Origin of the sequence: Streptomyces sp. NPDC051907, from assembly GCF_040681075.1 — a bacterium.
Classification (GTDB): domain Bacteria; phylum Actinomycetota; class Actinomycetes; order Streptomycetales; family Streptomycetaceae; genus Streptomyces.
In genome coordinates this window covers 65,746-92,226 of sequence record NZ_JBFAYB010000020.1, presented here as the reverse complement: position 1 = coordinate 92,226, position 26,481 = coordinate 65,746, and the positions used below count along the sequence as shown (strand labels likewise).

The 26,481-nt window shown below is 69.7% G+C and carries 18 protein-coding genes; 7 read left to right on the top strand and 11 right to left on the bottom strand.

Going from position 1 to position 26,481, the window contains the following annotated elements; all coding sequences use genetic code 11:
* The first annotated feature begins 568 nt into the window (after positions 1–568).
* Both AB0M39_RS14380 and AB0M39_RS14375 read left to right on the top strand, forming a co-directional pair.
* Positions 569–3,052, top strand: a complete 2,484-nt coding sequence (locus tag AB0M39_RS14380; protein ID WP_365363892.1) for a Helicase associated domain protein — start codon at positions 569–571, stop codon at positions 3,050–3,052.
* Complete coding sequence (locus AB0M39_RS14375; RefSeq protein WP_365363889.1) at positions 3,049–3,246, top strand: hypothetical protein; 198 nt, start codon at positions 3,049–3,051, stop codon at positions 3,244–3,246. The genes AB0M39_RS14380 and AB0M39_RS14375 overlap by 4 nt, the downstream gene beginning before the upstream one ends.
* A gap of 123 nt (positions 3,247–3,369) precedes the next feature.
* Here AB0M39_RS14375 and AB0M39_RS14370 read toward each other — a convergent pair whose 3' ends face one another.
* The 4 genes from AB0M39_RS14370 to AB0M39_RS14355 are packed head-to-tail and all read right to left on the bottom strand — an operon-like array spanning position 3,370 to position 12,200.
* The gene (locus AB0M39_RS14370; protein WP_365363885.1) at positions 3,370–4,437 is read right to left on the bottom strand and encodes a phospholipase D-like domain-containing protein; all 1,068 of its coding nucleotides are present in this window, start codon (positions 4,435–4,437) and stop codon (positions 3,370–3,372) included.
* Positions 4,434–6,248: a hypothetical protein gene (locus tag AB0M39_RS14365; protein WP_365363882.1), complete on the bottom strand. Its 1,815-nt coding sequence runs from the start codon at positions 6,246–6,248 to the stop codon at positions 4,434–4,436. Before AB0M39_RS14365 ends, AB0M39_RS14370 begins: the two co-directional genes overlap by 4 nt.
* Positions 6,232–9,795 (bottom strand): helicase-related protein, encoded by a 3,564-nt coding sequence (locus tag AB0M39_RS14360; protein ID WP_365363879.1) that lies wholly within the window; start codon positions 9,793–9,795, stop codon positions 6,232–6,234. The genes AB0M39_RS14365 and AB0M39_RS14360 overlap by 17 nt, the downstream gene beginning before the upstream one ends.
* A complete protein-coding gene (locus AB0M39_RS14355) occupies positions 9,792–12,200 on the bottom strand; it encodes a hypothetical protein (protein WP_365363877.1) in 2,409 nt (802 codons plus the stop codon). The genes AB0M39_RS14360 and AB0M39_RS14355 overlap by 4 nt, the downstream gene beginning before the upstream one ends.
* A gap of 202 nt (positions 12,201–12,402) precedes the next feature.
* Between AB0M39_RS14355 and AB0M39_RS14350 the strand changes: the two genes are divergently transcribed.
* The 3 genes from AB0M39_RS14350 (at position 12,403) to AB0M39_RS14340 (ending at position 15,228) form a co-directional block, all read left to right on the top strand.
* On the top strand, positions 12,403–14,490 hold the full coding sequence (locus tag AB0M39_RS14350; RefSeq protein ID WP_365363875.1) for a DNA methyltransferase: 2,088 nt from the start codon (positions 12,403–12,405) through the stop codon (positions 14,488–14,490).
* 254 nt (positions 14,491–14,744) lie between these two features.
* A complete protein-coding gene (locus AB0M39_RS14345) occupies positions 14,745–15,017 on the top strand; it encodes a hypothetical protein (protein ID WP_365363873.1) in 273 nt (90 codons plus the stop codon).
* 61 nt (positions 15,018–15,078) lie between these two features.
* Positions 15,079–15,228 (top strand): hypothetical protein, encoded by a 150-nt coding sequence (locus tag AB0M39_RS14340; RefSeq protein ID WP_365363871.1) that lies wholly within the window; start codon positions 15,079–15,081, stop codon positions 15,226–15,228.
* 425 nt (positions 15,229–15,653) lie between these two features.
* Here AB0M39_RS14340 and AB0M39_RS14335 read toward each other — a convergent pair whose 3' ends face one another.
* From AB0M39_RS14335 to AB0M39_RS14305, 7 genes are all read right to left on the bottom strand, one after another.
* Positions 15,654–16,331 (bottom strand): hypothetical protein, encoded by a 678-nt coding sequence (locus AB0M39_RS14335; RefSeq protein ID WP_365363869.1) that lies wholly within the window; start codon positions 16,329–16,331, stop codon positions 15,654–15,656.
* 81 nt (positions 16,332–16,412) lie between these two features.
* Entirely contained in the window at positions 16,413–17,516 is a 1,104-nt protein-coding gene (locus tag AB0M39_RS14330) for a hypothetical protein (RefSeq protein WP_365363867.1), read from the bottom strand.
* Positions 17,517–17,521: 5 nt separating this feature from the next.
* Positions 17,522–18,307, bottom strand: a complete 786-nt coding sequence (locus AB0M39_RS14325; RefSeq protein ID WP_365363865.1) for a hypothetical protein — start codon at positions 18,305–18,307, stop codon at positions 17,522–17,524.
* Positions 18,304–19,686, bottom strand: a complete 1,383-nt coding sequence (locus AB0M39_RS14320; protein ID WP_365363863.1) for a hypothetical protein — start codon at positions 19,684–19,686, stop codon at positions 18,304–18,306. The genes AB0M39_RS14325 and AB0M39_RS14320 overlap by 4 nt, the downstream gene beginning before the upstream one ends.
* Positions 19,687–19,763: 77 nt before the next feature.
* Positions 19,764–20,591, bottom strand: coding sequence for an ATP-binding protein (locus AB0M39_RS14315; RefSeq protein ID WP_365363859.1), 828 nt, complete (start codon positions 20,589–20,591; stop codon positions 19,764–19,766).
* Positions 20,585–21,391, bottom strand: a complete 807-nt coding sequence (locus AB0M39_RS14310) for an ATP-binding protein (protein ID WP_365363857.1) — start codon at positions 21,389–21,391, stop codon at positions 20,585–20,587. Before AB0M39_RS14310 ends, AB0M39_RS14315 begins: the two co-directional genes overlap by 7 nt.
* Complete coding sequence (locus AB0M39_RS14305) at positions 21,388–22,938, bottom strand: Mu transposase C-terminal domain-containing protein (protein ID WP_365363855.1); 1,551 nt, start codon at positions 22,936–22,938, stop codon at positions 21,388–21,390. The genes AB0M39_RS14310 and AB0M39_RS14305 overlap by 4 nt, the downstream gene beginning before the upstream one ends.
* Positions 22,939–23,528: 590 nt before the next feature.
* Between AB0M39_RS14305 and AB0M39_RS14300 the strand changes: the two genes are divergently transcribed.
* Positions 23,529–23,681 carry a hypothetical protein gene (locus AB0M39_RS14300; RefSeq protein WP_365363853.1) on the top strand — a complete coding sequence of 51 codons (153 nt, stop codon included), beginning with the start codon at positions 23,529–23,531 and terminating at the stop codon, positions 23,679–23,681.
* Positions 23,682–24,214: 533 nt separating this feature from the next.
* Positions 24,215–26,302 carry a hypothetical protein gene (locus tag AB0M39_RS14295; protein ID WP_365363851.1) on the top strand — a complete coding sequence of 696 codons (2,088 nt, stop codon included), beginning with the start codon at positions 24,215–24,217 and terminating at the stop codon, positions 26,300–26,302.
* The last annotated feature ends 179 nt before the right edge of the window (positions 26,303–26,481 follow it).

The window sequence follows — 26,481 nt, the reverse complement described above, 5'->3', positions numbered from 1 at the left end:
CCCGCGGAGCGGGTATCCATGCGCTGCGCGCATGGCAGCGAATGAATTCGCTTCGCGAATTCGAGAAAAGACGCGTTGCGCCTTTTAAAGCGCTCCGCGCTTTTGAATTCCCGCGCTCCGCGCGGGAATTGGCATTTCCGCTGCGCTCCAATGCAGAGCCCCCTCCGCTGCGCTCCAGGGGAGGGCGTCCGCTCCGCTCCCGCCCACCGGCTACGCCGGGCAGCAGCAAGGAGGGTGACTGTGCGTCATGCCGCCTGCCAGGTAGGATCACGAACCGGTGAGCACCACCCCCGGGGCCGGCCGTCCCCTCAGTGAACTACTGCACCCACTGAGGATACTGAACCCCAGTACCCGGCTAGAGCCGCCCACTTGAGGCTCGCGCCCCCTGCCAGAATCAACCCCAGCACCCCGAACGGGACTTGCAGCATAGCACGCCAACTGGCAGGAACGGAACGAGAATCAGCCGAACTGATGCACCCTCACCCGAACCATGGTGCATCAAGTGATGCACCGGGTAGCATCACGAGTGAACTGCTACCCCATCCCCTGGAACTGGAGACCTCTCGTCATGACCGACGGAATCACGCTCTTCCCGCATCAGGCGGAAGCGGTGGACGCCATTGTCTCCGGGATGGAAATCCGGCCTGGACAGCACATTCCGAGGAATGGGTTGCGCGGTCAGGTGCACGCGGCGTGTGGTACGGGAAAGACGTTCATTGCTGCCGGTGCGGCGCAGCGTATTTCTCCGCATGGGCGGGTTCTGGTTCTCCTTCCGACGCTGGAATTGCTGGCGCAGACGGTGCGGGAGTGGCGGGCTTTCGGGCGTTCGGGGCCGATGGTGGCGGTGTGCTCGATGAACGACGACCCGCGTCTGTACGACCTTCGGGTGCCGTCGACGACGAACGCCCCGCAGTTGGCGCTGCACTACGGCAGCGGGCTGGTGACGGTGTTCGCGACGTACTCGTCCCTGCCGGTGCTGACCGAGGCTCACGAGGGCGCGTACGGGCTTCCCATGGACGTGTGGGACCTGATCTGTGTGGACGAGGCCCACAGGACCAGCGGGTCGTTGGGGAAGGCGTGGGCGGTCGTCCACGACCAGGAGCAGCTTCCGGCGATGCGCCGGCTGTATCTGACGGCGACGCCGCGGATCTGGATGGAGCGGCCCCGGCCCCGCTGGCGGCCGGAGTTCCCGACGGAGAGCGGGGAGGCGGGGCGCCGGGCGCCGGTGGACCGGCTGCCGCAGGAGATGGCCTGCTCAATGTCGGACGAGAAGATCTACGGGCCTGTTCTGTGGGCGCTGGACCTCTCGGACGCGATCACGCGGGGGTTGCTGGCGCGATATCAAATCGTGGTCGTCGAGCTGCGGGACGAGCGGCTGACGCTGGAGAGGCTGTACGGCGAGGAGCGGTTCGAGGAGCACGTGCGGGGTGAGCGGCTCGCCGTGCTCCAGGCCGCGCTGCTGGAGACGATGGCGGAACACGGACTTCAGCGGTGCATCACCTTCCACCACCGGACCATCGAGGCGCGGGCGTTCAGCGTGGGGCTGGGTCGGGTCGCGGGGAGGCTGCACGCGGCCGACCCGGACCGGCACCCGGAGGAGGTGTGGTCGGGGTGGCTGTCGGGTGAGCACGAGCCGGAGATGCGGGCGGAGGAGCTGCACCGGTTCGGGGCGCGGGCCGGGCGTGCGGTGATGTCGAATTGCCGGGTTCTCGGTGAGGGGGTCGACTGCCCGAGTGTGGATTCCGTCGCTCTTATCGACCCGAAGGGGTCGGCGGTGGATATCGTCCAGGCCATCGGCCGGGCACTTCGGCAGAAGCCCGGTCAGAATAAGTTGGCGACACTGATCGTGCCAGTATTCCTCGGCCCGGACGAGAAGCCAGAAGACATGCCGTATTCGACTTCTTATCGGCCTCTTCTGAAGGTTCTTTCCGGGCTGCGTGCGCACGATGAACGTGCGGTAGAAATGCTAGCTATTCCGTCAGAGGACCAGAAGCGGACGAAACCGGCGTCGTCGTGGCTCGGTGAGGCACCGGAGGGTGATGACGAGGAGGAGCAGCGGTTGCTGCTGCGGTTCGGTGTGCACCGTGACCCGGTGTTGGTGGCGCGGATGGTGGAGTACAACCTGATCGAGCCGGAGCACGCGAACTGGCGGGCGGGACACCGGGCGGCGATCGCGTACCGGAAGCGGGAGGGCGATCTCGCCGTGCCGTACAACCACGTCGAGGGCGGCGACGAGCGGGGCGAGGGAGGATTTCCGCTGGGGCGGTGGCTGTCCGATCAGCGCCGCGCGATGCGGGCCGGAACCATGCTGCCCGAGCGCGCCGAGGACCTGGAAACGCTCGGTGTGGTGTGGGACCCGGCGGACGCGGCGTGGGAGGAGAACCTCGGTGCGGCGAAGGCCTACTTCGAGGCGTACGGGACGCTCGCGGCGCCGGTCACGGCGATGATGATGGACCGGCCGGTGGGGCAGTGGCTGGCCAACGCGCGGAAGAGGAACGGGCTCGGGAAGGACGAGGCGCGGGCGTCGCGGCGTGCGGCGGCACTGGCCGCGATCGACCCGGACTGGAACCCGGACTGGCCGGTCGACTGGCAGCGGCACTACGCCGCTCTGAAAGGCCTTGTGGCCCCGGGGAGCGTGCTCGGGTACGTGGAGCCCGGGGCGATGGTGAACGGGCTCGACGTGGGCGCGTGGCTGGTCGCCCAGCAGGAGGGGTGGGAGGAGCTGGCCGGGGGGCAGCGCGAGCGCCTGGTCCAGCTCGGCGTCCGGCCCCCCGAGAAGCCGGCCGCCGTCGCGGCGAAGGCGCGGCCGCGGCGGGCGTCGGGTGGGGCGCGGGCCGGAGCGTTCGAGCGGGGAATCGCCGCGCTCGCCCAGTACGCGGCCCGGGAGGGGACGGTGGTAGTGGCGCGGTCCTGGTCGGAGGAGTTGCCGGATGGGACGCCGGTTCGGCTCGGAGTGTGGCTGTCAAACGTGAAGAGCCGGCGAGCGACGCTCACCAGTGAGCAGCTGGAGCGGCTGGCCGGCCTCGGGCTGGAGTGGGCGAAGGCCGCATGAACGGCGACGAGATCGAGAGGGCGCGGATCCGCACGGCGGTCGCCTGGCATGTGCGCCGGCGGGTGTGGGCGGAGGCCGAGGCGGTGCTCACCACGGTGCTGGGCGACGCCGGGCACGAGGACCGGGCACCGCCCTGGGGCGCTACGCCGGAGGGGCCAGTCGCCTGGATCGGCAGCGCACCGGATGATGGCTGAACCGGCCTGATGCCGGGGCGGGGGCGTCGGCATCAGGCCGTAGGGCCCGGCCGTACCCGGGGACCGAGCCTGCCCTCGCGCATGGGCATGGGCATGGAGGGAGCGTAGGGCCTCGTGTGGCCACTACCCGGTGCCTTCGGTTTGGCCGTCGTCTGCCCGGGCACCGCCTGCTGTCGGCACGTTTGCGTAGTCGACGCCGGGAAGGAGCCGGATGCGGCTCTCATCGACGCGGACTCTGGCTGGCCGCAGAGCGTCGTCCGAGAGGCGGCACAGGACGTCCGCTTCACGGCGGCCGTCCCTGGTGGTGTGCCAGGATCGCAACTGGCCGAAGCGCCTTTTCCCGTCGGCGGTCTCCAAGAGGACGAGCGGGTCCGGTGCACGTCCCGGCCCCTTGGTGACCTGGGCGAAGAAGCCTTCTTGGCGCAGCCGGGTGCATAAGTCCACCAGTGACGATGCTTGTGTGCTTCCCAGTTCCATGCCGATCTCGAAGTGCTCTTGAAGACCGAGGGAGGACAGGTTCGCGCTGCCGAAGTAGCCGGTGGCACGGTCGGCGACCACGAACTTGGCGTGCATCATGCCGGGGTTGGCGCCGGTCCACCAGTACAAGGACGTTCTTCCGTAGTCGGCGCAGTCTTTGACGAGATCGTTGAGGGGTTGGGCCCGGCTGCTTAGGTCGTGGGCGTAGAAGTGGACGGCGACCTGGCGCTCGGCGACGGCGGGCAGCAGAACCTCGCGCAGTAGGTCGCAGCCCGTGCGGTTCCAGAAGGGGCCGCCGATGTGGAGTTCGCTGTTGGCTCCGGCGATGACGTCCTGGACTAGCAGGTCCAGGCGTCGGACGGGGGGTGCTACCAGGTGGGCGGCGGCTCGTGGGGTCGTGAACACCAGGGGGCGCTCGGATGGTGGTGCTGCGGGCGGTGGGTCAAGGCCGTCCAGGACGTCCAGGAGCACCTGGAGTTGGGAGAGGCGGGCAGGGACGAGCTCTGTGTGCTGGCCTGGGTCCAGTAGGCCGCACTCGGCGGCGAGCTGGCGTACGGCGGTAGCGTGATCGTCTGCGACCCCGTGCTCGCGGAGGGCGTCGAGGGTGTCTGCTCTGGCGATCTGCCGTGTCCATTCGGCGGCTGCCGCGTAGCTGCCCGCTAGGCGCTCTAGTAGCTGGGCGAGCGGGACCAGCGGTCGCAGTTCGTCGGTCATGTGTGGCTCGAGGCGGCGGTGTGGCGGAGGAACTCTGCGGCGAGGCCCCGGTCGAGGTCGTCGTTGAACAGCTGGCAGCCGAAGGTGAGGTAGACGCAGCGTTCGCAGCAGCGTGGTGAGGACTGATGGCACAGCGGGTCGTTCTCGCAGCTGAGCACCGAGTCTGCGGTACTTTCCAGCCAGCTGAGCACGCGGTTACTGAGAAGGGTCCACAGTGATCCGAGGGTGAATTCACGGACGTTGTCGGCGTAGATGGCGACGGTGAGCGCCTTCGTGACGACCCATTCGGCGAGCGTGTTTTCGGCCAGTCCTACTTGGCCGTCGTCCAGGGACCGAAGCAGAAGGTGGCCGAGGGTGTGGATGATCGTGTGTACGGTTGCTGCCGCGCGGGCGGCTTCCGGGTCGTCCTGGTCCGTGAACAGTTCCAGTAGCCGCTGGCGGGCCGCTGATTCGTCTTCGGTCGCCCCGACAGAAAGTCCTTTGGCGTTCAGGAACGACAGGACGGAACGTGCGGAGAAGGTGACCAGGAGGGCTTCGGTGTCCGATGCTGCGACGTAGGCCGGGTACTTTCCGTCGTGGTGGTACTTGTTGTGGAAGCCGGTCAGGACGCCCCGCTCGGGCTCGTGCTCTTCTCTGGTGTAGCCGAAGGCGACTCGGGCTACGGGGAACTCCCAGGTGACCGCGATCTCTGCGATCCCCAGGGTGCGGGCCTGCTCGCGAGCGCGTTCCGTGGTCTGCTGGGCCAGCCGGTCCTGGAGCTCGGCGAAGCGTGCACACTGGTCGTCGAGGGTGATGCGCTGGATCTGGGCGGGGTCGAAGACGGCTGCGCGTTCCACGAAGGGGCGGTCTGCACCGAGTAGTTCCCACCGCGCGTTGGCGGCGTCCGTACTGGGCAGAGCAGCCAGGCCACTCTCCTCGGGGCCCATCACTCTGCGGAGCTGCTCGATCGCCTCCTCCCCCATGTGGATCTGGCGCAGTTGCTGTTCTTTCTGCTGCCATTCCTGCGGGGACAGGCGCGTTACCGTGACGTTCTGGGAGGCGTCGCCGAGGCCTTGGGCCAGGGAGTCGGTCAGGTTCAGGTAGTGGGCGGCCGCGATCCGGCCGCGCTGGGGGTGGCGCTGGTACTGCCGGAACTCGGAGTTGTCGATGTTGACGAGCTGGAGGGCATGGACCTGATAGGAGCGGGTGTCGTTGAACGTCCTTGCCCGCATCATGGCGCGGCCGGCTGCGTCCTTCCATTCGCAACCGCAGGGGGACTGCGAGGTGCCCTGGAGCTTCGCGCCGCCGCAGCCTGGGGCGACGCAGCGCCAGAGGGCGGTGACGAAACTTCCTGTGTTCTCGAACACGATGTGGTCGTAACCGTGCGCGGGAACACGGCACTTAGGCACGTACATCGGACGGATGCGTCCGCAGTTGTGCGCGTTGAAGTACGGAAGTTGCCGCAGCTGTGCGCCGCAGGTGCGGCACCGGGGGTCGGCCGCCAGTTGCTGGGGCTTCACGTAGGTGCGTACGCGGCGGCAGGAGCGGCGGACGCATTCGAGGACGAGGGGGAATACCTCGAAGCGAACGAGGTCGGGGCTGACCAGGACGAAGTTCTGCCGGAGTCGGCCCTGCGGTAGGGGCAGGGCGGCTCTGGCGTCTTCGCTCCAGCGCTCCAGGTAGCGGGAGATCTCGTCGTAGATGACGTCTTCGTTGAGCTTCTTGACCACGTTTCCGTCGACTGCCTGGACCCTGCCGCGTAGTCGCTGTTCGTGGCGGAAGACGGCGCCGGGCAGGAAGGCGGTCATGGCCTGGCTACGGCTGCGGTTCATCTTTGCCTCCCTTATTGCTGTCGGCGGTGTTGGTGGCGAGTGCTTTGAAGGCGTCCTGGCTGCTGGTCAGCGACTGGAACGATGTGCTTTTGTCGATGTCGCGGAAGCTGGTGAGCGGCTGTTGGAGGAAGAGGTATGCGGTGCGATTTTCCTCTGCCCCCTTGTTGAGGTTGGGCCGTTCCTCCTGCCGCCAGGTTTCGATAATGCGCTCAACGAGGTCGTTCTCCAGTCCGCGCCCATTGACGCCCGCCACGCGCTCGCGATAGCAGGCTGGGATGCGTCGTTCCAGCCAGGGGTCGAGGAGTGGTCGTTGGGCGCTCCACCAGCGCTTGAAGTCTTTGGAGTAGTCGGCGCCTTCCGGTGGTGGCTTCAGTGCGGGGTCACGGGCGGCGTCGTGGAGCAGCGCCAGCACGATGCCGGGCAGGGTGCGTCGGGCTGCGAAGTAGGCGTATTTGTTGACGGGCACGGGGGTGACCATGCGGTCGAGCAGGCGGTGGTAGCTCAGGAAATTGGAGAACATGGAGCGCTCGCGGCGCGACACGGGGTCGTAGACGGTGACGACGAGGCCTGCGTGGGTCCGACCGGCCCGGGCGGTGACCTGGATGTAGTCGGCGGCGGTCGGCGGCATGCCGGCCAGGACCAGGAGGTTGAGGCGCTCGAGGTCCACCCCGTGGCTGAGCACGCTGGTGCCGACCAGGGCGCGCAGCCGTTCTCCTCGCGGGATGTCCAGGTGCTCGCGTTGGACCCGGGCGATGGCTGCGGCGAGCTCAGGGACAGGGACTTCGCCGGTGAGCACCGCGTGCTCGAGGCGGTCGAGTCCGGCGTGCTGAAGGTCGTCGGAGAGCTGGCCGAGCTCCTCGTCGAGCTGGGTGCCGTGCTGCTTGCTGTTCACATAGGCCAAGGAGACCTCGTAGGGGAAGAGGAGCCGTGGGAGGTCCGAGTCGGGCAGCCCGTGCAGGGCTAGGCGCTCGCGCAGGGCCTTGGGCTCTTCCTGGAGCCGGGCGATCTCGGTGAGGAGTTCGCCCTGCACGATCGCGGCGACGTCGGCTTTTCGGCGCTTGTGCGGAAGCACTCCGATGTGAACGCGCCGGAAGTCGGGCCGGGTCGTGGTGTAGAAGCTCTCGCCTAGTGTCCATCCCGGCGCGGGGAAGGCACGGGGACGGCGGCCGTAGAGCTGGCGGAGCTGGTCCTGATACTGCTCGATGGTGGCGGAGGCGCCCAGTACCTTGCTGGGCAGGCCACTGCCTGCTCCTGACTGGAGTTCGGCGATCATGCCTTCGTAGTGCGCGTTGAACGCGCCGAGCTCCTCCTTGAGGAGGTGCATCTCGTCCTGCACCGTCAGTGCCGGTACCGGGTCCTTGATCGGGCGGGCCGCCGGGTAGCCGCCCTTCGGCGCAGTGCAATGGTCCGGCCCGGCCGAGCAGACTCCGAAACGCGGGAAGGAGAAGTAGCCATGCTCGGCGCAGCGGTGCCTCGGCCCGTGCTGGAAAGCGGTGAATTCGGGGAACCAGCTGTGTCCCGTGAGCTTGTCGACGGTGGAGATGACGATCGCGGGCAGTGTGCGGTAGACCTCGACGTCGCTCACGTGCAGGGGCAGGATCCGCCGGCAGGCGGTGCACTCGTGATGCAGGCGGACCGCGTCGGTGTCCAGGCGCAGCCGTACGCTGTCGCGCTCGCAGTAGGGGCAGGTGATCACGAGCCGGTCGCGCAGATGGTCTTCGGCGAAGGTCCCCGCCCGGGTGGCAGCGGCCTCGTTCTCCCAGCCGCGCCACCAGCCCCGCTCCCAGTGGAGGTCGTTGGGGCTGCCCGTCCCGCCGGCCAGGTAGCCGAGCGCGAACGGGTCGTCATGGGGGGTTCCGATCTGGCGTTCGGCGCGGAGCGTCTCGGCCGCGATCAGCATGCGCAGGGTGCGGTCGAGTTGCTGCACGCTGAGCATGCGCAGCGGGAAGCGCAGCCAGGCGGTGACCCCTGCGTGCTTGCCTCGCAGCCGGTCGTAGAACAGGGCGGTGAGGATCAGCCCCAGGTATGCCTCGGTCTTCCCTCCGCCCGCGGGGAACCACAGCACGTCGGTGTGGTCGAGTTCAGCGCGCAGGTCCGCCCGCTGCGGGTGCTCGCGCACGGCGAGGGCCGGCAGGTGAGAGACGATGTAGACCAACTGGAAGAGCCGCCAACTGTCGTATTTGCGGTTTTTGTTGACGCGGGCGAAGACCTCGTTGGCGAGCTGGAAGGCGAGTTTGAGGTCCGGGTCCAGGTCCAGGCACTCGCGGCCAAGGCCGAACCTCCTGGCCTCGTCGTCGAACTGGGCGCGGTCGGCTTCGATGGCCTTGTGATGCGGCAGCTGCTGGGCGGCACGGCAGACGGCGGCGAACTCACGGGAGTAGCGGGCCATCGCGACCTCGACGGAGTCCAGGGTCGGGGCCGGCTCGTCGGCGAGCTCACTCCACCGCGGGTGCCGCACCCCGGCTTGGCGGGGCACGACGGTGCGTTGGACATGGACGGGCAGGGTCTCGGTCCGCAGACCGCTGCCGTGGGGAACTGCTGCGCAGCCGGTACCGCGACCGATCACCTCCGCCAGCGCCTCCAGCCGGTAGTCGCGGGGGGCGAGGTGGAAGCGCTGGGGCACGATGCTGATGCCGTCTCCGGGAAGGACCGCGAAGCGGCAGTCGTACACGGAGAGGTCCTGCCAGTCGCTCTGTGCCGTGTCGCTTTCGTTGTGCAGGGACACGCGTACGAGGTGATCGCCGCCGTCCAAGGCTTGGGCGTGCGCGGACAGCACCAGCTGGGGTGCGCAAGGGGCTGCGTCGCGGTCCATCAGTGCCGCGACATGGCTGTGGAATGCCTCCTCGTCGGCCATGGCCTCCGCAGGGAGCACGTTGCGCCTATGCCGTCCCTGGCGGCCCTGCGGACCAGCGGTGAGCGGGCGACGGGCCCCGGGGCGGGTGAAGTGCGCATCCACCGCGCGGCGGACCGCCCGGTCCAGCACCTGCTGGGCCTCGCCGAGCGCGTGCGGATCGAGTTCGCATTCCCCGAGCGGCACTTCGATCACCAGGTCGGGCACGTGAACGTCCTGGCGGCGCCAGACGCCCAGCAGCTCTCCCGGCCGGGCCTGTGCACCGGAGGAGCCTTCGTCGCCGCGCAGGTACTCCATGTGTTCGGCGTAGCTGGCGATGTCCTCCAGGTACAGGGCGAATCGGCAGTGGACGGCGAGTTGCGCGGTCCTGCGGCCTGGGGCGGTGCTCACCCGGAAGTCGAGTGCCAGGACCGGGGGCGCCTGTGTGCCGCGCAGGGACTCGACGGGCCGACGGTTCGGGTCGGCCGGCGCCTCGTCTGGTGCTTGCAGGTGCCGCGGCGGGACCGCGACGGCGGGCAGCACTCCGACGACGACGTGGTCGCGTGGTGTCCACGGGGGCGTGTGTGGGGCACCGCTGCGGTCGGCGAGCCTGTTGGCGAGGACCTGCGTCAGGTGTTCGATCAGCACCGTCTCCCGCTGGTTGTCGGCAGCGCTGTCGGGGTGCGGCGCTAACGGGTTGTTGCGGGCATCGTTCACGGCGCCTCCTGTGGTGAGCTGCTTGTGCCGCGGGGGCCTGGTACGCGGCCCAGGGCGGCCGCCGACATGCTCTTCTGGCCGCCGACGCGGCGGACGACGACCAGGTCGAATTCCTCGAGGATCTCCGAGACGTCGATCCCGGAGCACAGTGTCTTCAGCTGGCGCAGCGCGGGGCCTTCCATGCCCCGTGCAGCCTCGGTCATCGCCGCCGCTGCGGTGTGGCCCAATATCCGATGCAGACGGCGCAGTTCCTCCGCCATGCGGGCCAGGCGCTGCCACGTGCCTCCTGCGGTCAGGCGGGTATCCCGGGCCAGCAGGGCAACCCGGTGGATGTCTTGCGGATCCTCCGGGGCGATGACGCTGCCATCGGCCCATTTACTCACCGCCTGCCATGACGAGACCTCGCTCCCGAGGTTGTTCAGGGCGGTGAGCACGTCCGGCCACGACCCTCGCTGCTCGTACACGGCAGTGATGGCCTGGCGGAAGAAGCCGATCATCGTGTCCATGGCGGTCACCTCGGCGCTGTCATGCATCACCATGACGAGCCGGTCGTGGAGTCTGGACTGACCGTCGCCGCGTACGCGTAGCAGCCGGCTGCCGGGGGTGAGCGCGGCCACGGGCATCCTGGCGTAGCGCTGGCCGATGAGGACGTCGACCGGCTCGTCGCTGCGCAGCCAGAGCACCGCCCCTTCAGGTTCGGTGACCACGGCCGTAGCCGACACCGGGCCGTACGCTGCCGTCGTGGCGCTGCGGCCGGGGCCCTCCGGGGTGCCGATGGCTCGGGCCGGGGCGTTGTAGTCCTCGAAGAGCGCTGAGAGGTCGAGGGCGAGCCGGCTGTCGGGCTGGGGCGAATCCTCTGGTGCGGAGGACGGTCCGGAGAGGTCGACAGGGCCGTACGCGACGGGCAGCGAGGGCGTCGTCGGCTCCGGTACCTCGCCCAGTCTCAGCATTGCGGCCGTCTGGCGTACCTGCTCGTGCCACCCGCTCAACGCGCGGTCGGCCGAACGCTCCAGCCAGGTGTACTCGCTCTGCTCTACGACGGTGATGTGTTCATCGGCAGCACCGGAGAACAGCACGCCGGTGCGTAAAGGCGAGGGGGCACCGAGGTGAAGCTCGAGCCTTGGCGAGGCGTCCCAAGCCAGGCGTTCCGTATAGGGCATCACGTGCAGAGCACCGGCTCCCCTGCCTGCGGCGGGCCCGGGCTGGGGGGCGAGCAGCAGGGAGTCAGCATCACCGCCGAGTGCGTCAGCCAGCTCCCCGGCGACAGCGGCGGCGGCGGAGCGGGAGCGGGTACGGACAAGAATGGGGGTGCCTGTCCGGTCGGCCCGTGCCCAATCGATCAGCGCAAGCAGCAGGTCCCAGCGCGGGTTGTCGTCGTGCAGCAGTTCATACAGGTCCAGCACGCCGCGCCGGAGGTCGGGCCATTGAGTCTCGCGGAACAGCCCCCACGGCCCGCCCCGCCCCTCCAATGTCCCTCGGGACACCGACCGGGCCAGCGCCCGTGCGCCGCTGCCGCGCCCCATCAGTACCTGCCAGGTATCTTGCCTTCCGATCGAACCCCAGCTGCACCACAGCAGGTTGAGCAGACGCACGGCGTCGGCGACCGGCTGCGGCCAGGACTCCGACGCGCGCACACGCCGTGCTGCGACCACACCCGCCACAACCGTCTGGAGGAGCTCGGCGAGCTGCTTGTGGCGGTATACGGCCACGCTCGGCGCGGCTGCCGGTCGGTGGGCGAGGAGGGCGTTACTGGTCAGGGGGCCGTATGCGGGGCGGTGCCCGAGGGTGTGCCGCACGTCGGCGCGCAGTGCGGGACTCCAAGGCCATTGCGTCCAGGCCCGGCTACCGCCCGGCTGGGTGCCAAGGTCGCCCACAGCTACGACACGGGCGGCGTCGTGCTCGCTTGCCCAGGCAAGCGCGCGCTCCCAGGAATGGTCGTTGGCCATGCTGGTGCGGTCGATGACGACGGTGCCGACGCTAGTGCCCAGCGAGGGCCTGCCGAGTGCGGTGTTGAGGTAGAACAGTCCCGAGGGTGAGTCGATGGCCCTCGTGATCTTTCCCTGGAGGTCGACGACCCGGCCGTCACCGCGAATTCTCTGCATGCGCAGGGCTCGAGAGAGGTTCTGCCGGCCGATCGCGAGCTGTGCCAGCCGTACGGTTACGTTGGTGCGCAGTCCGACGACGACCACAGGCCCGACAGGGACCGGGCAGGGTGATCCGCCGGTCAGCTCTGCCCCGCGCCGTATGAGCTGGAGGTAGATCCCGATCAGCACGGCCAGGTCGTGCCGCCCGCGCGGGAGGGCCAGGTAGATGCTGCGTTGATCACTCGACAACGCGCGCAACAACAGGGTCAGGGTGGCACGATCCAGCGGGCCGAGATCGACGGTGCGGCCCCGGTCCGTCATGCCAAGGGCCTGCACGCGCTCGAAAAAGTCAGCCGGACCTGCGTCAGGCGGGACGAGACAGTCCAAATATGTCACGCCCGCCATCACCCACCTGGTATCCCCCACTACATGCCGTTACAGTAACGCACATTGACAGGCCGTCACCTGCTCCTGCCCAACCCGAGGGCGGTGGATCCGGGTTCGGACCACCGGGGGCGTACGCGTGAACGAAAAGTCAGGAGCGGGCCTCCCTCCGGTCTCACTTCTCGAGGCCGGGCCGGCGCCCGTGGAGTGGAGCCGGATCGCCGAGCACGAGTCATGGCGCAAGGAGGTGCACCGGCCCGCGACCTACGTGCACAAGTGGTGGGCGAGGCGCCTGGGCAGCGTCGCACGCCACTTACTGTTGGCTGCGGTGTCCGGGCCGGACGACTCCATCGCGGACGCCTCGGACAGGCTGCGGGGGCTCGTCGTCTACGACCCCTTCGCCGGATCGGGTACCACCCTTGTCGAGGCGGCCAAACTCGGAGCCGCCGCCGTCGGCCGCGACATCAACCCCGTCGCGACGCTCACCCAGCGGCAGGCGCTGCAGCCATGGGACCTCAAGGTGCTCACGAACCTCTTCGGGCAGGTCGTCAGGAAGTGCGCGCGCCCCGTCCAGGATCTGCACCGTACCGTCTCCAATGAACCGGTCCTGCATTACTTCTGGGTGGCCCTCGCGCACTGCCCGGAGTGCGGCGAGGGCGTGGAGCTCTTCACCACCCGGGTCTTCGCCCGCCATGCGTACCCACGCAGATTCCCCCGCGCACAGGCCGTATGCCCGGGCTGCCGGGGCATCTGCGTCACGGACCTGAGCAAGGACCAGAGGGGGCACTGCCCCGCCTGCGGCCTGACCTTCTCGTTCCAAGGGGCCGCCCGCGGAAGGTTCATGACGTGCCGCCTCGGACACCGCACCCCTGTCATTGCCGCGCTGAACGGCGCAGTCCCGGAACGACGCATGTACGCGAAGCTGGTGCTACGCGCCGACGGCAAGCGCGAGTACAGGGCGATCGACGACTTCGACCTCTACCTGTACGACAAAGCAGCGAAGTCCCTCGCCAACGCATCTCCCGATGAGCTCGTACGCCCCCCCGGCTCGCTGGAGGAAGGCGTCAGCACGGTCCAGGCGCTCCGCTGGGGGTACGACTCCTGGGAGCGGTTCTTCAACGAGCGCCAGCGATACAGCCTCGGGCTGATCGGCGCGGCGCTGCGCGATCTCCCCGGGGCGTCCGCGGAACGCGAGGCGCTCATCGCATCGTTCGGCAGAACCGTCGAACACCACAACCTCTTCTGCTCCTATAAGGGGGAGGGCACCGGCCCAGTCCGCTCGATCTTCCATAACCACGTACTGCGACCGGAGCGGTGCAGCGTCGAAGGAGACCCCTGGGGCGCCCAGGGGGGATCAGCCGGGTTCTCCGGGGTGCTCACCCGGCTGCACAAAGCGGCCCAGTACAAGAACAGTCCGCTGGACTTCAAGGCTGAGGCCGACCGGATCCTCTCCGTCGACCAGTCCTCGCAGCCCGTCGCCCGCCCCCTGAGCACGACGTGGCAACAGTTCGTACTGGATCCCGCAACGGCCTACATCACCACCGGCGATGCCTCGCAGACAGATCTTCCCGACGACAGCGTGGACCTCATCGTCACCGACCCCCCCTACGTCGACAACGTCCACTACTCGGAACTGGCTGACTTCTTCCACGCATGGCTCAGCGCCATGCGCCCCTACCAGGACTACCCGGACGTACCCAGCACCCGTGCCGTCCAGGAAGTACAGAACGCCGCCCCTGATGGATTCCAAGCCACCGCAGCCCGCGTCTGGCGTGAGTGCCGCCGCGTCCTCAAACCCGGCGGCTGCCTCCTGTTCAGCTTCCACCAGTCGCAGACCACGGGCTGGTGCGCTCTGATGCGGTCGCTGTCGGAGGCGGGCTTCACCGTCACCACCACCCGCGCCCTGATCGCCGAAGTGGCGACCAGTCTCTCCAAGACCGCAGCGGCGGAGCCAAACCGCATCGACGTCATAGTGGTGTGCCGGGACGCTGCGGGCGCCTCTACCAGGGCGGCCCTCGACCTCGATGAGGCCGCCGCGCAGGCGCTGTCGGAGATTCAGGGTCTCAGGGAAGCCGGGTTGCGGGTGGGCCCCGGCGATGTCCGCACCGCCGTACGCGCCGCGATCCTGGCGGTAGGTACACGCCAGGCGGCCGCCGACTGGGAGACCCTGCAAGCAGAGGCAGACCAGCGAGCCACGGCGGCGGTAGCGGAATTCAGCACCACCTGACTCCCCCACCGGTGCCAGCAACATCCGACCTGCCCCGGACCGGCAAGGAGAACCGGGGGCAGCCCAACACGCGGACCGTCCAACGTCGACTTCCACGCCCTCGCCCTTGGGACAACCTCAACGTCCACAATGCCGCCGTACCCGAGGACGCCGCAGCAGAGGAGTGGGCAATGAGGACTGACACCAGCCCAACCCCCGAACCGGCCATGCCCGACCCTGCAACGGCCGCTGCCGCCGAGGCAATCCTTGCGAACATGGCCGACGGGCGTCACAGGGCCGTGGTCGTCGACTCCCCGCCGGGCGCCGGCAAGACCACCCTGGTGGTCCGCTCCGCTCAGGAGCTCACCGAAGGCGGCGATCTACCGATCATCGTCGCCCAGACCAACGACCAGGTCGTGCGTCTGGTCAGGGAGCATCCCGGCATCGCCGTCGGACGGCTGAGCGCCACCGGCTACAACCCGCCCTCGGCCCTGGGCGCCCTGACGAACACCACCGTCGGCCGCACCCTGGCCGACCTGGTCGGCTGAGAGGCTCTGACGCAGCACCGGGAGTGACACCGGGGGCTGGGGACGGCCGCATGCCAGGGCCGTGGTCGAGGACGAGGCCACTCTCGCGCCCGGCCAGCCGGGCGGTCCGCAGCTCCCTGCGCTCCAGCCTCCGCCCCTACCGGGACGCGGCGTACGGGTCGCGGCCGAGCTCGACGAACGCGCACGAGTCTTCCTCACCCTCCAGCACTGACCGGCAGCCAGTCGGTCAACTTATGGGCCCGACGACAACAACCCGCCTCGACGAACGGAACCAGCAGTGATCGATACTTGGAACGGCGAACCGCTGGCAGACGCCACGAGCGCGAACGAGGACATCCACTACCGGATCCACGACGCCGACAGCGGAGCGCTACCCTGCAAGAGTGGGATTCGGCACGGGCCGTGGTGGTGCGCTGGGAGCAGTGATGGCCCACTGCCGGCATGTGGAAGACGCCCACCCTGGCCGCCATCTGGTCATCCGCACCTACGACGGTCCAGCGGGGCTGGCCTTCGACCGCCCAGCAGGGCCGTAACGCTTTCACCGCCGTCGCCGGAATGCGACCACCGCGAGCCCCGATACCCGTCGGTCTCCAGCCCGCTCGTCGCGGCCGGCGACCGGGCGGAGAGGGGTGAGACTCAGATCGTCATGCGGCGGTGGTAGTCCCCGACCTGCTTTGCCAGGTCGTCTTCGGGGATGCCAGTGAAGGCGCTCATCTGGGCGTAGGACAGGCCGGCCCTGAGTCCGACCAGCGCGAACTCGTGCAGAGCCTGGTCGATCCGGTCCCTGGCGCTGCTGAGGGAGACCATGCCGAGCTCGACACCGTCGGTGGCCGGCAGCGTCCCTTCGATCTTCAGCTCCGCCAGGTCGCGCACCGCACTGGTGATCAGGTAGGTGACGAAGCTCGGCATGTCGGAGGGGACATTGCCCGCCCAGGCCCGCTCGTGTGGTTCCGGTGAGGTGTCGGAAGCGCCCTGGGAGCGGCGATGGGTGATGTACTCCCACACCCACCGGTAGGACAGGGGGAGCCTGCTGGTGCGAAGGCTCAGCTCCTCATACAGCTCGAAGGCCGAGCGGCGTTCGGCAGGCGCCTTGGCCTGGTCTTCGGCCAGTAGCACGCCCAGAAGCTGACGGCCCTCGCCCAGCTGCTCCTCGTCGGCCGGGAGGGAATGCGGCTGCGGCAGCACGGTCGAGATCGCCTCCATGACCGTCTGGCGGGACACACCGTGCCGGGCGGCCAGGGACCTCGGCAGCCTCTCGCCGGCCTGGTGGTCACGGCGGATCGCTTCGAACAGTTCTGTCCCTGGCTCGGCCATCATCTACTCCTGTTTTCCCGCGGTTGGTTGGATTCCTGCACGCCTCATGCTGCCCGGCCGGGTGCTGGTGTGCCGCCCGCGTCAGGACGCACGGGGCTGACCCCCGGAACGCGAGGTGGGCGCGGCCAAGTGCCGCTTCGGGCCCGGCGCCTGGTGCTCGTACAGGCCGCAGGCGTGGGCTGCTTCGGTCACAGCCGCGTGGTCCCAGGACCTGAGGTGGGGCGTGGAAGTGTTATCCGCACGCCCCTCCAGCTGCCCGAAGTGGCAGGCTGCCTCGAGCAAGTCCACTGCCCAGGACGGTGTCCGCATCTCCCGGCCGCGGCCCGTACGGGCCGGGAGGTCCGTCTGGGCGGCGAAAACCCGCACCGCCAGCGCCGCAGCGTGGACGGGATGGGCGATGCGCGCGTGCAGTCGGTGCGCGAGGAGCGCGGTCGGCTCATCGGGCTCGGGCGGGAAGCGGCCGGCGGCGGGCAGCGGGAGCACCGCGCGGCCCAGGCGGCGGGCCGCTGCCTCGATGCGGCTGCGGCCGGGCGCGCGCCGCGTCGGCAGCAGGAAGCACGGCTCGCCCTCGTCGGGCGGGAACTGCCCGTTTGCCTCCCACCACGCGAACCGGCCGGCGACCGGCGGTGGAGCAGGCGCGGGAGCGGCCACGGCGCGGCGGGCCGCGACCAGGGTGTGCACCGCTTCATGCGGGAGGGCGGCGAGCGCGGTGGCCAGGGCGGGCGGCAACGGACCGTGGCACAGCAGGGTCAGCCGGATTTTGGTGAGCTCCCGCAGGGCGAAGAGGTACTCGAAGTGCCGGGAGCTAATGCGATGGGCCCGGGTGACGACGACATGACCGATGCGCAGCGCGGATATCCAGGCGGCGACCGCGCGCCAGGCGGTCTCGGTGTTGCCCACCCAGTATGCCTCGTTCTCACTCCCGGTTACCGGGAGATGTTTGCCTATGCTGCGCAGCAGGTCGTGGGCCAGGGAGGCGGGAACGCTCGCCACCGGGGTGGGGTGGACGGCGATGCGGCCCCGCGCGGGGGTGTGGGCGGCCAGCGCGGCGACCATGAAGGCGTAATCGTCGTTCGGGTCGTGCACCACGGTGAGCGGGGACAGGCCGGGGCGGGTGTGGCCGGGTGACCATGTGGGCTTCCACGCTCCGGTGGTGGTGGCGGGCACGGTGGTCGTACGAGGCATCGGCATCATCGCGGCCTGGATGGTGGTGTCGGGTCAGCGGCGGGCACCGACGCGCAGCCGTCTGCGGCGGCCTCTGCGTCCGTGAGGGGGCGGGCGGCCAGACCGAGGGCGAACAACACGTCCGGGTGGGCAGCCGGCTGTTCGCCGGAGAGGGCGAGCAGACGCCGGTTGGCCAGACGCGGGATCTTGTCGGCGGGCAGGTCGGGGGCAAGGCCGCGGGCGGTGTGGTGCAGCAGGCGGGTCAGTGCGGCGGCCTCGCCGGGGGCGAGGGAGGCGGCGGTGTGGCCGCAGCCCAGCAGGTTCTGCCGCTGCTTGGGTTCAAGCAGGTCGGGCACGCAGGTCAGGTGGATGGTGGTGTCGGTGTGGACGAGCCGGTGGGGGCTGCTGGGCTGCTCGAGGTGTGCGGCCAGGGCGGTGGCGGCGCGCCCCAGGCGGTGCGGGGTCCATTCCAGGGCGGCGGCCAGGTCGTCGGGGTGGATGCGGTCGGCTTCGAGCAGGGCGGCGTGCAGCACGGTGGCGTGGTCGGCCGCCCTCGGGGCGGGACGGCGGTTCGGTGCGGGCTGGCGCAGGAGGGATTCCGCGGAAGTGTTCAGGGCGCGGGCGAGGATGAACAGGGCCGCGGCGGGGAGGGTGTGCGGGGTGAGGTGGCTGTCCCAGTCGGCGGTGGGGATGCCGGTCAGCGCGGTCAGGTCCTCGTCGGTGAGCCGGCACTCCGCGGCGCGTGTCCGCCAGAACTTCAGGTCGAACGCGACCGAGGACGTGCCGCCAGGCGGCGGAAGTTGGTCGGTCACGGGCGTAACTCCCCAAGGCGCGGCAGGACGTCGGGGGCGGGCGAGGTGGTGGTGTGCAGGTGCCAGCAGCGGGCGGCGGTGTGCCAGTCGTCCCCGGAATGGGGGTTGGCCAGGGCGGGGATCGGGAGACCGGCGTCGGCGATGAGGGCTTCGAAGCGTGGCGTGGTGCCGAAGCAGTTCGCGAACAGGCCGTGGTTATCAGCGGTGCGCGGGGTGCGGCGGCGGAATTCGACGGCAGCGTGCAGCAGGGGGCGGGCGCGGGGCGGGATCGCGTACAGGTGCCGGGGCCCGGGAGGTTCGCCGATGTTGATCCGCGTGTCGCGGTCGATGGCCACGGTGGTGCCGGCATCGCCGACGCTCGCTGTCTGGGTCATCGACAGCAGCGACTTGTCGGTGCCGGTGAACAGCAGGGCCGCGATAGCGGCGGCGCGCAGCGGGTTGGGCAGGCGCACGGTGATCGTGTGCACGACGCGCGGGGTGAGGGGCACGGTGGTGATGCCGGGGCCCGCGCGGCTGGCGAGGTCGTCGGGCACGTTGAGCAGCACCGAGCGGGTAAGAAGGCCGGCCTGGGCGCCTCGCACGCGGGCCACGGTGTGCTGGACGCTGGGGCTTGAGACGGTCAGGCGGGCCAGGAACAGCCGCAGAGCCTCGGTCTCTTGCAGGCTGAAGGGGGTGGGCCCGGCCGGGCCGGCGGCGGGGTCGGTTGCCTCCAGCTGGGGTGGCTGGGCTGGCAGGCGGGCCAGCCAGGTGCGGGCGGCGGCGTAGCCGGCGCGGTACTGGCCGTCGGTGTGGGCGAAGTCGGTGGCGTTCTGAAGGCGCCAGCAGTCCGCGCGGAACGCGGCCACCGAGCTGCGCGGCACCGTGGGCAGCGGGTGAGCGTGATCACGCGGTGGTGGGCCGTACCTGCGGTCGGCGGCGGCCGGGCCGATCGCCTCGAGAACTGCGGCCGTGCCGCGTACGGTCGCCACCTCCACCAGCCCGGCGGCTGTGAGGTGTTCGAGCAGGCGCTGGAAGTCGGCCAGCTCCGGGGTGTGGGCCAGGAGGGTCAGGCGGATGCAGGTGTCCGCGCGCCACACGGCCAGGCGGCGCAGCCGCTCGGTGGTGAGGCGGTGGGCGCGCAGCACGATGACCTCGTCAACGCCGGTGGCCAGGGTCCAGCAGGTCACCGCCCGCCAGGCCGGGTCGGTGGACATCCGCTCGGCCTCGGGGCGCAAGAACCCGTCGCGGCCCATGGCGCGCAGTACGTCCAGCGCGAGGTAGGCCGGGCTGGTGGTGTGCGGGGTGGGGTCGACGGTGATCCGGCCGCGGGCGGGATCGGCCCACTGGTAGGCGGCTCGGTGTACCGCGTGGTCGTCGTCGCCGTCCAGCAGCAGCCTCACGGGCCGCGCCGCCGGGGCCGCCGGCGGTGTAGCGGCCTGTGGGGCAGGGCCGGGGGCGTGAGGAAGTGTGGGTGCGGTCATGGGCGGCGTCCGCCTTCGACCCGGTCGGCCACGGCCTGCAGCAGGTCCCGATCGGGCGTGCTCGCTTTGGTGGCGGCCAGAGCCCGCTGGGTGTGGTGGGTGAGCACGGCCCAGCGGCGCAGAGCGCCGTCGGCGATACGGGCGTCCAGCGCCTTGAGGTCGTCGGGCGGGACGCTCTGCCACACGGGGTGCAAAGCGGGAACCGCCTTCGGGACCTGGTCGCGGCTGAGCGGCCAGATGTAGGGCCAGCCGGCGGTGCGGGTGGCGAGCATCCGCTGGGCGCGCAAGGAGCGTTCGCCGCGCGTCGCGGCGATCAGGACCACGCACAGCCCTTGGAGGAGGTCGTCGTGGAGGAAACGCAAGTACTCGAAGCAGGACGCCGACAGCCGGTGGGCGTCCTCGACCACGACGATCCGCGGCCCCTGGGCCAGGGCGCGGCGGATCAGCGTGTCGGCGGCCCCGGGGTCGGCAGGCGCCTCACCGCGGAGCTTCAGTGCCTTGTGGAGGGCGGCGCGCAGGTCCGCCGGCGCCGGCTGGGCCCGGAAGTCCAGCGGCAGCAGCTCACCGAGGCGGCGGGCGGCGGTGTGGACAGCGAAGGTCTTGCCGACCCCGGCCTCGCCCAGCACACACACGAACCGGCCCTTGGCGTAGGCGTCGGCGAGCGCATCGCTGACGGCGAGCATGCCTGGGGTTAGCAGGGTGCGTAGCCCCGGGGTCTGGAGGTAGTGCAGGCTGGGTGGGGCGGCGTCTTCCATGACGGCGAAGGGCTCGGCCCGGGCGGCCGCGCCCCGGATGGCCGGCGACGGGGGCGGGGTGGTCAGCATCGCTTCAGGGCCCAGCCCACGACCCGGTCGTCGACCTTGTCGGCCTTGAAGTACTCCATCCCCTTGAGCACGTGCTTGGTCACCCTTACCCACTTACGGAAAGAGCCGAGCGCGTACTGGTCGTCGACCCGCTTCAGCAGTGCCTCATCCACGCCTCGCCACACCGGGTGCGAGTCCGGTACGGCCTTGAGTACCTCGTCCTCGGTCATCGCCAGGATCTCCAGGCGGATGTAGATCCGCGAGGCCAGCGCCGGGTCGCTCTCCAGGGTTTCGTAGGCCTCCCGGCCACCGACGAACACGATGGCCGGCTTCGGGTCGCAGGTGTCCCACAGCTTGCGCAGGAACTCGAAGTTCTCCCGCCGGTACTGCTGGGCCTCATCGCACACGATCACATACGGGCGCCGGGGCAGCGTCTCACGCAGCAGCTTGTCGAACGCGGTCGGGGTGCCCGGCATCTTGCAGCCGAGGTTCATCTGGTGGAACAGCTCCTCGCGCAGATCCTTCGGCCCCGGGCGGGAGCGGGCGAAGTCCAGCGGGAGGATCAGGTCCGGATTCATCTCCTGGATCGTGGCGCGGGTGCTGAAGCTCTTGCCGAGCCCGGCGTCGCCGTAGATCACTGACATCGCCCGTGATTCGACGGTGTCGATGACGGTGTCCTTGATCTGCAGCAGCGTGTCGGTGGCGACCAGTTCCGACTGCGGAATGTCGAGGAAGAACTGCGGGCGCAAATCCGGGCGGCGGGGCACCGCCGACTCGGGCGGCTGCTGCGGCGCGGCAGTAGTGGCGGTGGTGGTGGTCATGCGTCCTCCGAAGACGGATGGGCGGGGGCGGTGGCCTGGCCGGGGCGTACCCAGCCGACCGGGATGGGGGTCAGCGGCTGGTACGGCTCTTCGCGCCGGCGAGGCGCGGCAGGCGCTCGTTGGCTGGTGCCCGCGAGTTCGGCGAGCGCCTCTTCTTTGGTCATGCGGGTTGCCGAGGCGGGCAGTTGGGGTTCGGTAGCCGGCAGATATCGGTCGCGTCTGCGCTCACCGGAGCGCTTAAGGGCCCGGCGCAGGTCAGCGCTGTGCTCCTGGCGGTCGGCAAGGACCTTGGCGCGCAGTTCCTCGGTGGCCTCGTCGCTGAGGAACGCCCGGCCCAGGTAGCGCTCCCCGCGGAAGGTGTACAGGTCGATCTCATGGCTGTGGTGCGGCATCCACCGCACCCGCACCTCAACCCCGAGCCAGCCGACACCGTTCTCCGGCATGTAACAGCGGCCCGCGAACTCCACCCCGTGACTGGTGATCTTCCGGGGCCGGTGATCGCTCTCCAGCATGAACGCACGCAGCTCGGCCGGGGTGGGCTCGGGCCGGATTTCGGTGGGGTCGGACAGCCACGCCTCAAGCGGCGTCAACCTGGTGCGCTTCACCACGTGCTTGGTGTTGTGCTCGTGCACCCACTCCCCCAGGCGCTCCACGAATGCCTCGAAGGTCAGCGGCGGGTCCTCGTCGCCGAGGCGTCGGCGGTGATCGAGCAGGGGCGCCTTGGTGTAGCGGGGCAGGTCGGCGAAGAAGCGGGTCATGCTGGTGCGGTTCAGCCGCTCGATCCCGCCTTTGTGGCGGGCGCTGCGCACCCGGTGCACCGGGACGCCGAGTAGGCCGAAAGCTCGCCGGACGGTCTTGGACAGGAAGTCGGCACCGCCGTCGACCCGTACGAGCTGAGGCAGTCCCCCGGCCGGCCCGTAAGGATCCTCCCGCAGCACGGACGCCCGCACGGCCGCCAGAACCGACCCGCGGTGCGCGGAGCCGGCGGTGACCGCCCAGCCCATCACATAGCCCGTACCGCGGTCCTCGAACCACGTCACCCATACCTTCGACAGCTTCTTGTCGGGCATCATCACGACGAGCGGGGCCTGCTTGTGGTCCCCCTCCCACACCTGGTTCCGGGCTACCGCCGGTCGTTGGAAGGCGGGGTCGAAGCCGCGGGCGGCCGGAATGCCCTCCCGCAGGCCCGCCATGAAACCGGGGTCGAGGTCACGGGCGATGGCGTCGTGCAGCGTGGTCAGACCGACCGGCTTCTCCCCCGCCGCCTTGGCGGCGCGCACCAGGTGCTCGTGAGCGCGTTTAACGTTGCCCTGGTTGTCGGCGAGGACTTCGATGATCTCATCGGTGATGCGGAACCGCCTGCGTTCGGGCTTCTCCGTGCTGCCGGTCTCCTCGGCCTGCGCCAGCCAGCGCCACACCTGCCGCACGCTGACGTCCACTGACTCGGCGACCAGCCTCACATGCGCGGTGGTCAACTCCCCCGCCCCACGCAACCGCAGCAGCCGGGCCACAGCAGCGGGCCGCAACTCGTCCCGATGCCGCCCCAAGCCCGCCTCCGCAGTCTCCGAGGCGTCATCCAGTCTCGTCACCGGTGCCGGCACCCGCGAAGCGGGCGGGCGGATAACGGCACGGTGATCACGTACAGCCTCCAACAACGAACAGCGTTTGCGTACAGGTCAGTTCAGCCAGACGCATGTGTGTGACGGATGCGTCTGATGCGAGGCTACGAGCCGCACATAGGCTTCCCGCCCAGCCGCCCACTCGGACGGGTGACAGCAGAACGTTCCCGCCAGTTCGATGGACGCGCGTGCTAACGAGCCCTCGGGACTGCTGCGGGAATCCGGACCAGCCACGCTCCGCGGCACCTGCCAGGAACCGCCGGACACACGCCGCACGCCCAGACGGCTCCGTGAAGACCAGGAAGACAAAGGAGACACGGCGAACACGACACCGGCCGATACGGCTTCACGTCACTGCAATGTTCGGGGAGCTGTCACCATGATCGACTGATCCAACTGCCCTTGAGCAGCACGAATACACCTACACGTCAGTGACATACAAAGCCGAACATCCCAGCGACATCACGGCCGAACCTCACAGGGCCGTCTACCGAGCTTCCACGGCCGACTACCTTGCCGTGCGCAGTGGCCTCGCCGCCGAAGCCGGGAAGCTGACCGACCTCTTTCGTCAGCCCTCTCTCCAGGAGCAGTTCGACCAGGCCGGACGCCAGCTTCTCCTCGTCCTCGGCATGGAGCTGATCCACCGTCGGCCGAAGGTGCCCTCAGTGTGACGGTGCGCTGCGGGCATGGCCGCCCGGGAGTCGCTGGACGAGGTGAGGCGGCTGCCGTCGGGAGCACCGTTGTGAACGGCCTGCGCTCAGATCGGGCATCCCGCGTCGGTCGATCGGCGTAGTTCGATTACTGGGGCGCGGGTCTCCGTTTCGCCCTGGGCGGTGGGGAGTTGGGCGTAGGATCGTGGGCCGCTGGCATTGGTTGCCAGCGGCGCACCCGCTCTGGCTAGACGGTACTGGCGTGTTCAGGGCTCGACCCTGGCATGAAGAGTGGCTGGCACTCAGCGACGTGAGCGTTCGGTTCTCGCAGGCCGAGCATCCGTCGGTGGGGAACGTTCGGTCTTATCGGACCGATCTGACCAGCAGCTCGCCTGGCTGCCGTGGAACGCCGGTCGGCACGGGATGTCACGGCGTGGGAGCCGTTGATGGAGCGTGACGGTGCACGCCGCCCCCTGGGGGCGACGCGCAGTGGAAGCAGAGGCTTATGCCCTCCTGCTGCGCGCGACACCAGGAAGGGCAGGACTATGACTTCGTTGGACAGTTTCGCGGGTCTGGACGGGCTCGATCACGACGATGGGCTGCCGCCTCTGCTGCACCGCCCCGAAGCGGTTGAGGATCCGCAGCCGGTGGCCAGGCTCCGCCGGGTACGCAGCGCGCTGCTCAAGAACCCGGACGTTTCGCTGGACGAGGCGGCGGCGAACGTCGTCACCTCGGGCGCGGTGGACCCGCTGCGGCTGCAGGCGCTTGTGGCTGCTGAGCCGTTCGGTCTGCTGACGGCCAAGCCGGTCGTCGGGGGCACGCTGTATGCGACCGCGCCGCACCCCCGCTACCTCGACCTGGATGTGCTTCCGGACATCATCAACCAGAGGTGGGCGGGCCAGTTGCACACGGCCATGGACGTGGTCCCCTCCCCGTTTCTGGCCACGGTGTACGAGACGCTCACCGATGCGACGAGCGGGGAGCCGCGCGCGGTCTTCACCGTCCGCATGCGGGACCGCAAGGCGCTGGCCCAGGCGGTCGCCGAGAGCATGCACCAGACGTTCTACGCCCAGAAGGGCGAGAATGACTACACCCAGAGCGTGCTCCAGCAGGGGGTGAAGGAGCCGCTGACGCTGTTCGTGGTGCGCGTGGTGTATGACGACGGCAGCGAGGACACCTTCCTGGTCACGGGCGACGGCAACAGCCGGCTGATGAGCATGTGGCTGGCGCGGACCGGCGGCGACATCGACGCTGCGGTCTCGGCCTGCATCGCCTCCGTCATCGGATCGTTGGACCACCCTGGGGCACGCAGCCGGACGGAGCAGGGGCAGGCCCGTCGACGGACGGTTGAGCTGACGATGCGGACCCGCAAGAACCTGGCCGCGGCCACGATGACGGAGGCGACGCGGCGGGAGGGCCACACTCTCGCGTTCCCCGCCGTCGTCGTCGTCGGCGCGCGCGCGGACGACGGCGGGCCGCTGGCGGACCTGGTGGCGGCCCGTGACGACCTGCTGGCCAGCCTGCACGTTCACGTCACCCCCTGGACCCGTGGAGCGCAGAACACGCAGGGCATGCAGCGGGTCTACCGGCACGCCCTGCGCGAGGGGCTGATCAGCTCGGACGTGTACCGCGTGCTGTCGGGCACCGTCGGAGCGCAGGAGATGCACGATCTGCTCGGGGTCCCCGCGCACCGGCTGTGGTCGACGGCGGTCCATCAGCACGTGCTGCTGGCCGGGCCGGGCGCGTACGCCATGAACCGGCTGGTCAAGCAGGAATTCGGGATGGCCAGGGCCGATCGGCAGCGCATCAGCGAGCGGTTGGCGCCGATGGCGCTGTCTGCCTATCGCAGCCAGGAAGGCATCGAGCAGGCGCTGCGGGCCTACGGCAACGGCGGCACGATCACCGACCGGGTGTGGAAGCAGCCGTGGACTCTGACCAAGGGCAGCGACGCGTCCGAGGTCCTCGACGACGTCCTCGACCGCGCCCTGGCCGGCGAGCCGGGCGCGGTGGCGGAGCTGACCGTGCTCGGCGGGACCGCCACGATCCTCGACGGCTACATCACCCGGGACCGCGGCTCCAAGGAGGCCACCGACCGCAACAGCCGTACGGCGCCCTTCCGGAGCACGCCCGTGAACCTGCTGGATGTGCTGGCGAAGACCGCCGGAGGGCTGCGGATGCTGCACTCCATCGCCCGCGCCCACGTCGCCGCCGACCCGGCTGTCTGGCCCAAGCAGTTCCACACCCAGGACCGCGAGGTCGACGGGCAGCTCGTTCGGGACGGCGAGCCCGTGCTCGACAAGACCCGTGAGCAGGTCATCATCGACTACGAGTGGGACCTCGTCTACGCCGCCGACCCGGTCAGGGCCATGGCCACCATTGCCAAGAACAGCCGCGGGCCGCTGGACTCTGAAGCGGAGGACGTGCGCCAGCGCCGACTGCTCGCGAGCGGTGTCAGCTCCGCGTTCGAGGCCGCGCGATCGCTCGCCCGCATGTACAAGAGCCGCGGCCCGGAGGTGTTCGGCCACGTCGACACAGTCGACGAGCTGCGCGCGCAGCTGAGGCAGGCCGAGGAGATCCTGCTGCGTTTCGGGCCGTCCCGGGCCTCCTTCCTCCTCGACGAGGACGAGGAGGGCGAGGAGTGAGCGCCGGCTTCCTGCGGCTGGTGGGCGCGGTGGCCGGTGGCCGCACGTCCGGCCGCTTCTGTGGGCTGTCGTCGGAATCGGTGGACTCGGCCGCCCTGTTGACGGGACACCGCCGGGGCGCGGTGTCCCAGGAGCGCCAGTCCACGGCGCACGGGACCAATGCAGAGAGGCGAGTTTGG

What these genes read in the sequence shown, in the direction of transcription:
- AB0M39_RS14380 (WP_365363892.1), top strand. Translation starts at nt 569, where the DNA reads ATGACCGACGGAATCACGCTCTTCCCGCATCAGGCGGAAGCGGTGGAC.
- AB0M39_RS14375 (WP_365363889.1), top strand. Translation starts at nt 3,049, where the DNA reads ATGAACGGCGACGAGATCGAGAGGGCGCGGATCCGCACGGCGGTCGCC.
- AB0M39_RS14370 (WP_365363885.1), bottom strand. Translation starts at nt 4,437, where the DNA reads ATGACCGACGAACTGCGACCGCTGGTCCCGCTCGCCCAGCTACTAGAG.
- AB0M39_RS14365 (WP_365363882.1), bottom strand. Translation starts at nt 6,248, where the DNA reads ATGAACCGCAGCCGTAGCCAGGCCATGACCGCCTTCCTGCCCGGCGCC.
- AB0M39_RS14355 (WP_365363877.1), bottom strand. Translation starts at nt 12,200, where the DNA reads ATGACGGACCGGGGCCGCACCGTCGATCTCGGCCCGCTGGATCGTGCC.
- AB0M39_RS14345 (WP_365363873.1), top strand. Translation starts at nt 14,745, where the DNA reads ATGGCCGACGGGCGTCACAGGGCCGTGGTCGTCGACTCCCCGCCGGGC.
- AB0M39_RS14335 (WP_365363869.1), bottom strand. Translation starts at nt 16,331, where the DNA reads ATGGCCGAGCCAGGGACAGAACTGTTCGAAGCGATCCGCCGTGACCAC.
- AB0M39_RS14330 (WP_365363867.1), bottom strand. Translation starts at nt 17,516, where the DNA reads ATGCCTCGTACGACCACCGTGCCCGCCACCACCACCGGAGCGTGGAAG.
- AB0M39_RS14315 (WP_365363859.1), bottom strand. Translation starts at nt 20,591, where the DNA reads ATGCTGACCACCCCGCCCCCGTCGCCGGCCATCCGGGGCGCGGCCGCC.
- AB0M39_RS14310 (WP_365363857.1), bottom strand. Translation starts at nt 21,391, where the DNA reads ATGACCACCACCACCGCCACTACTGCCGCGCCGCAGCAGCCGCCCGAG.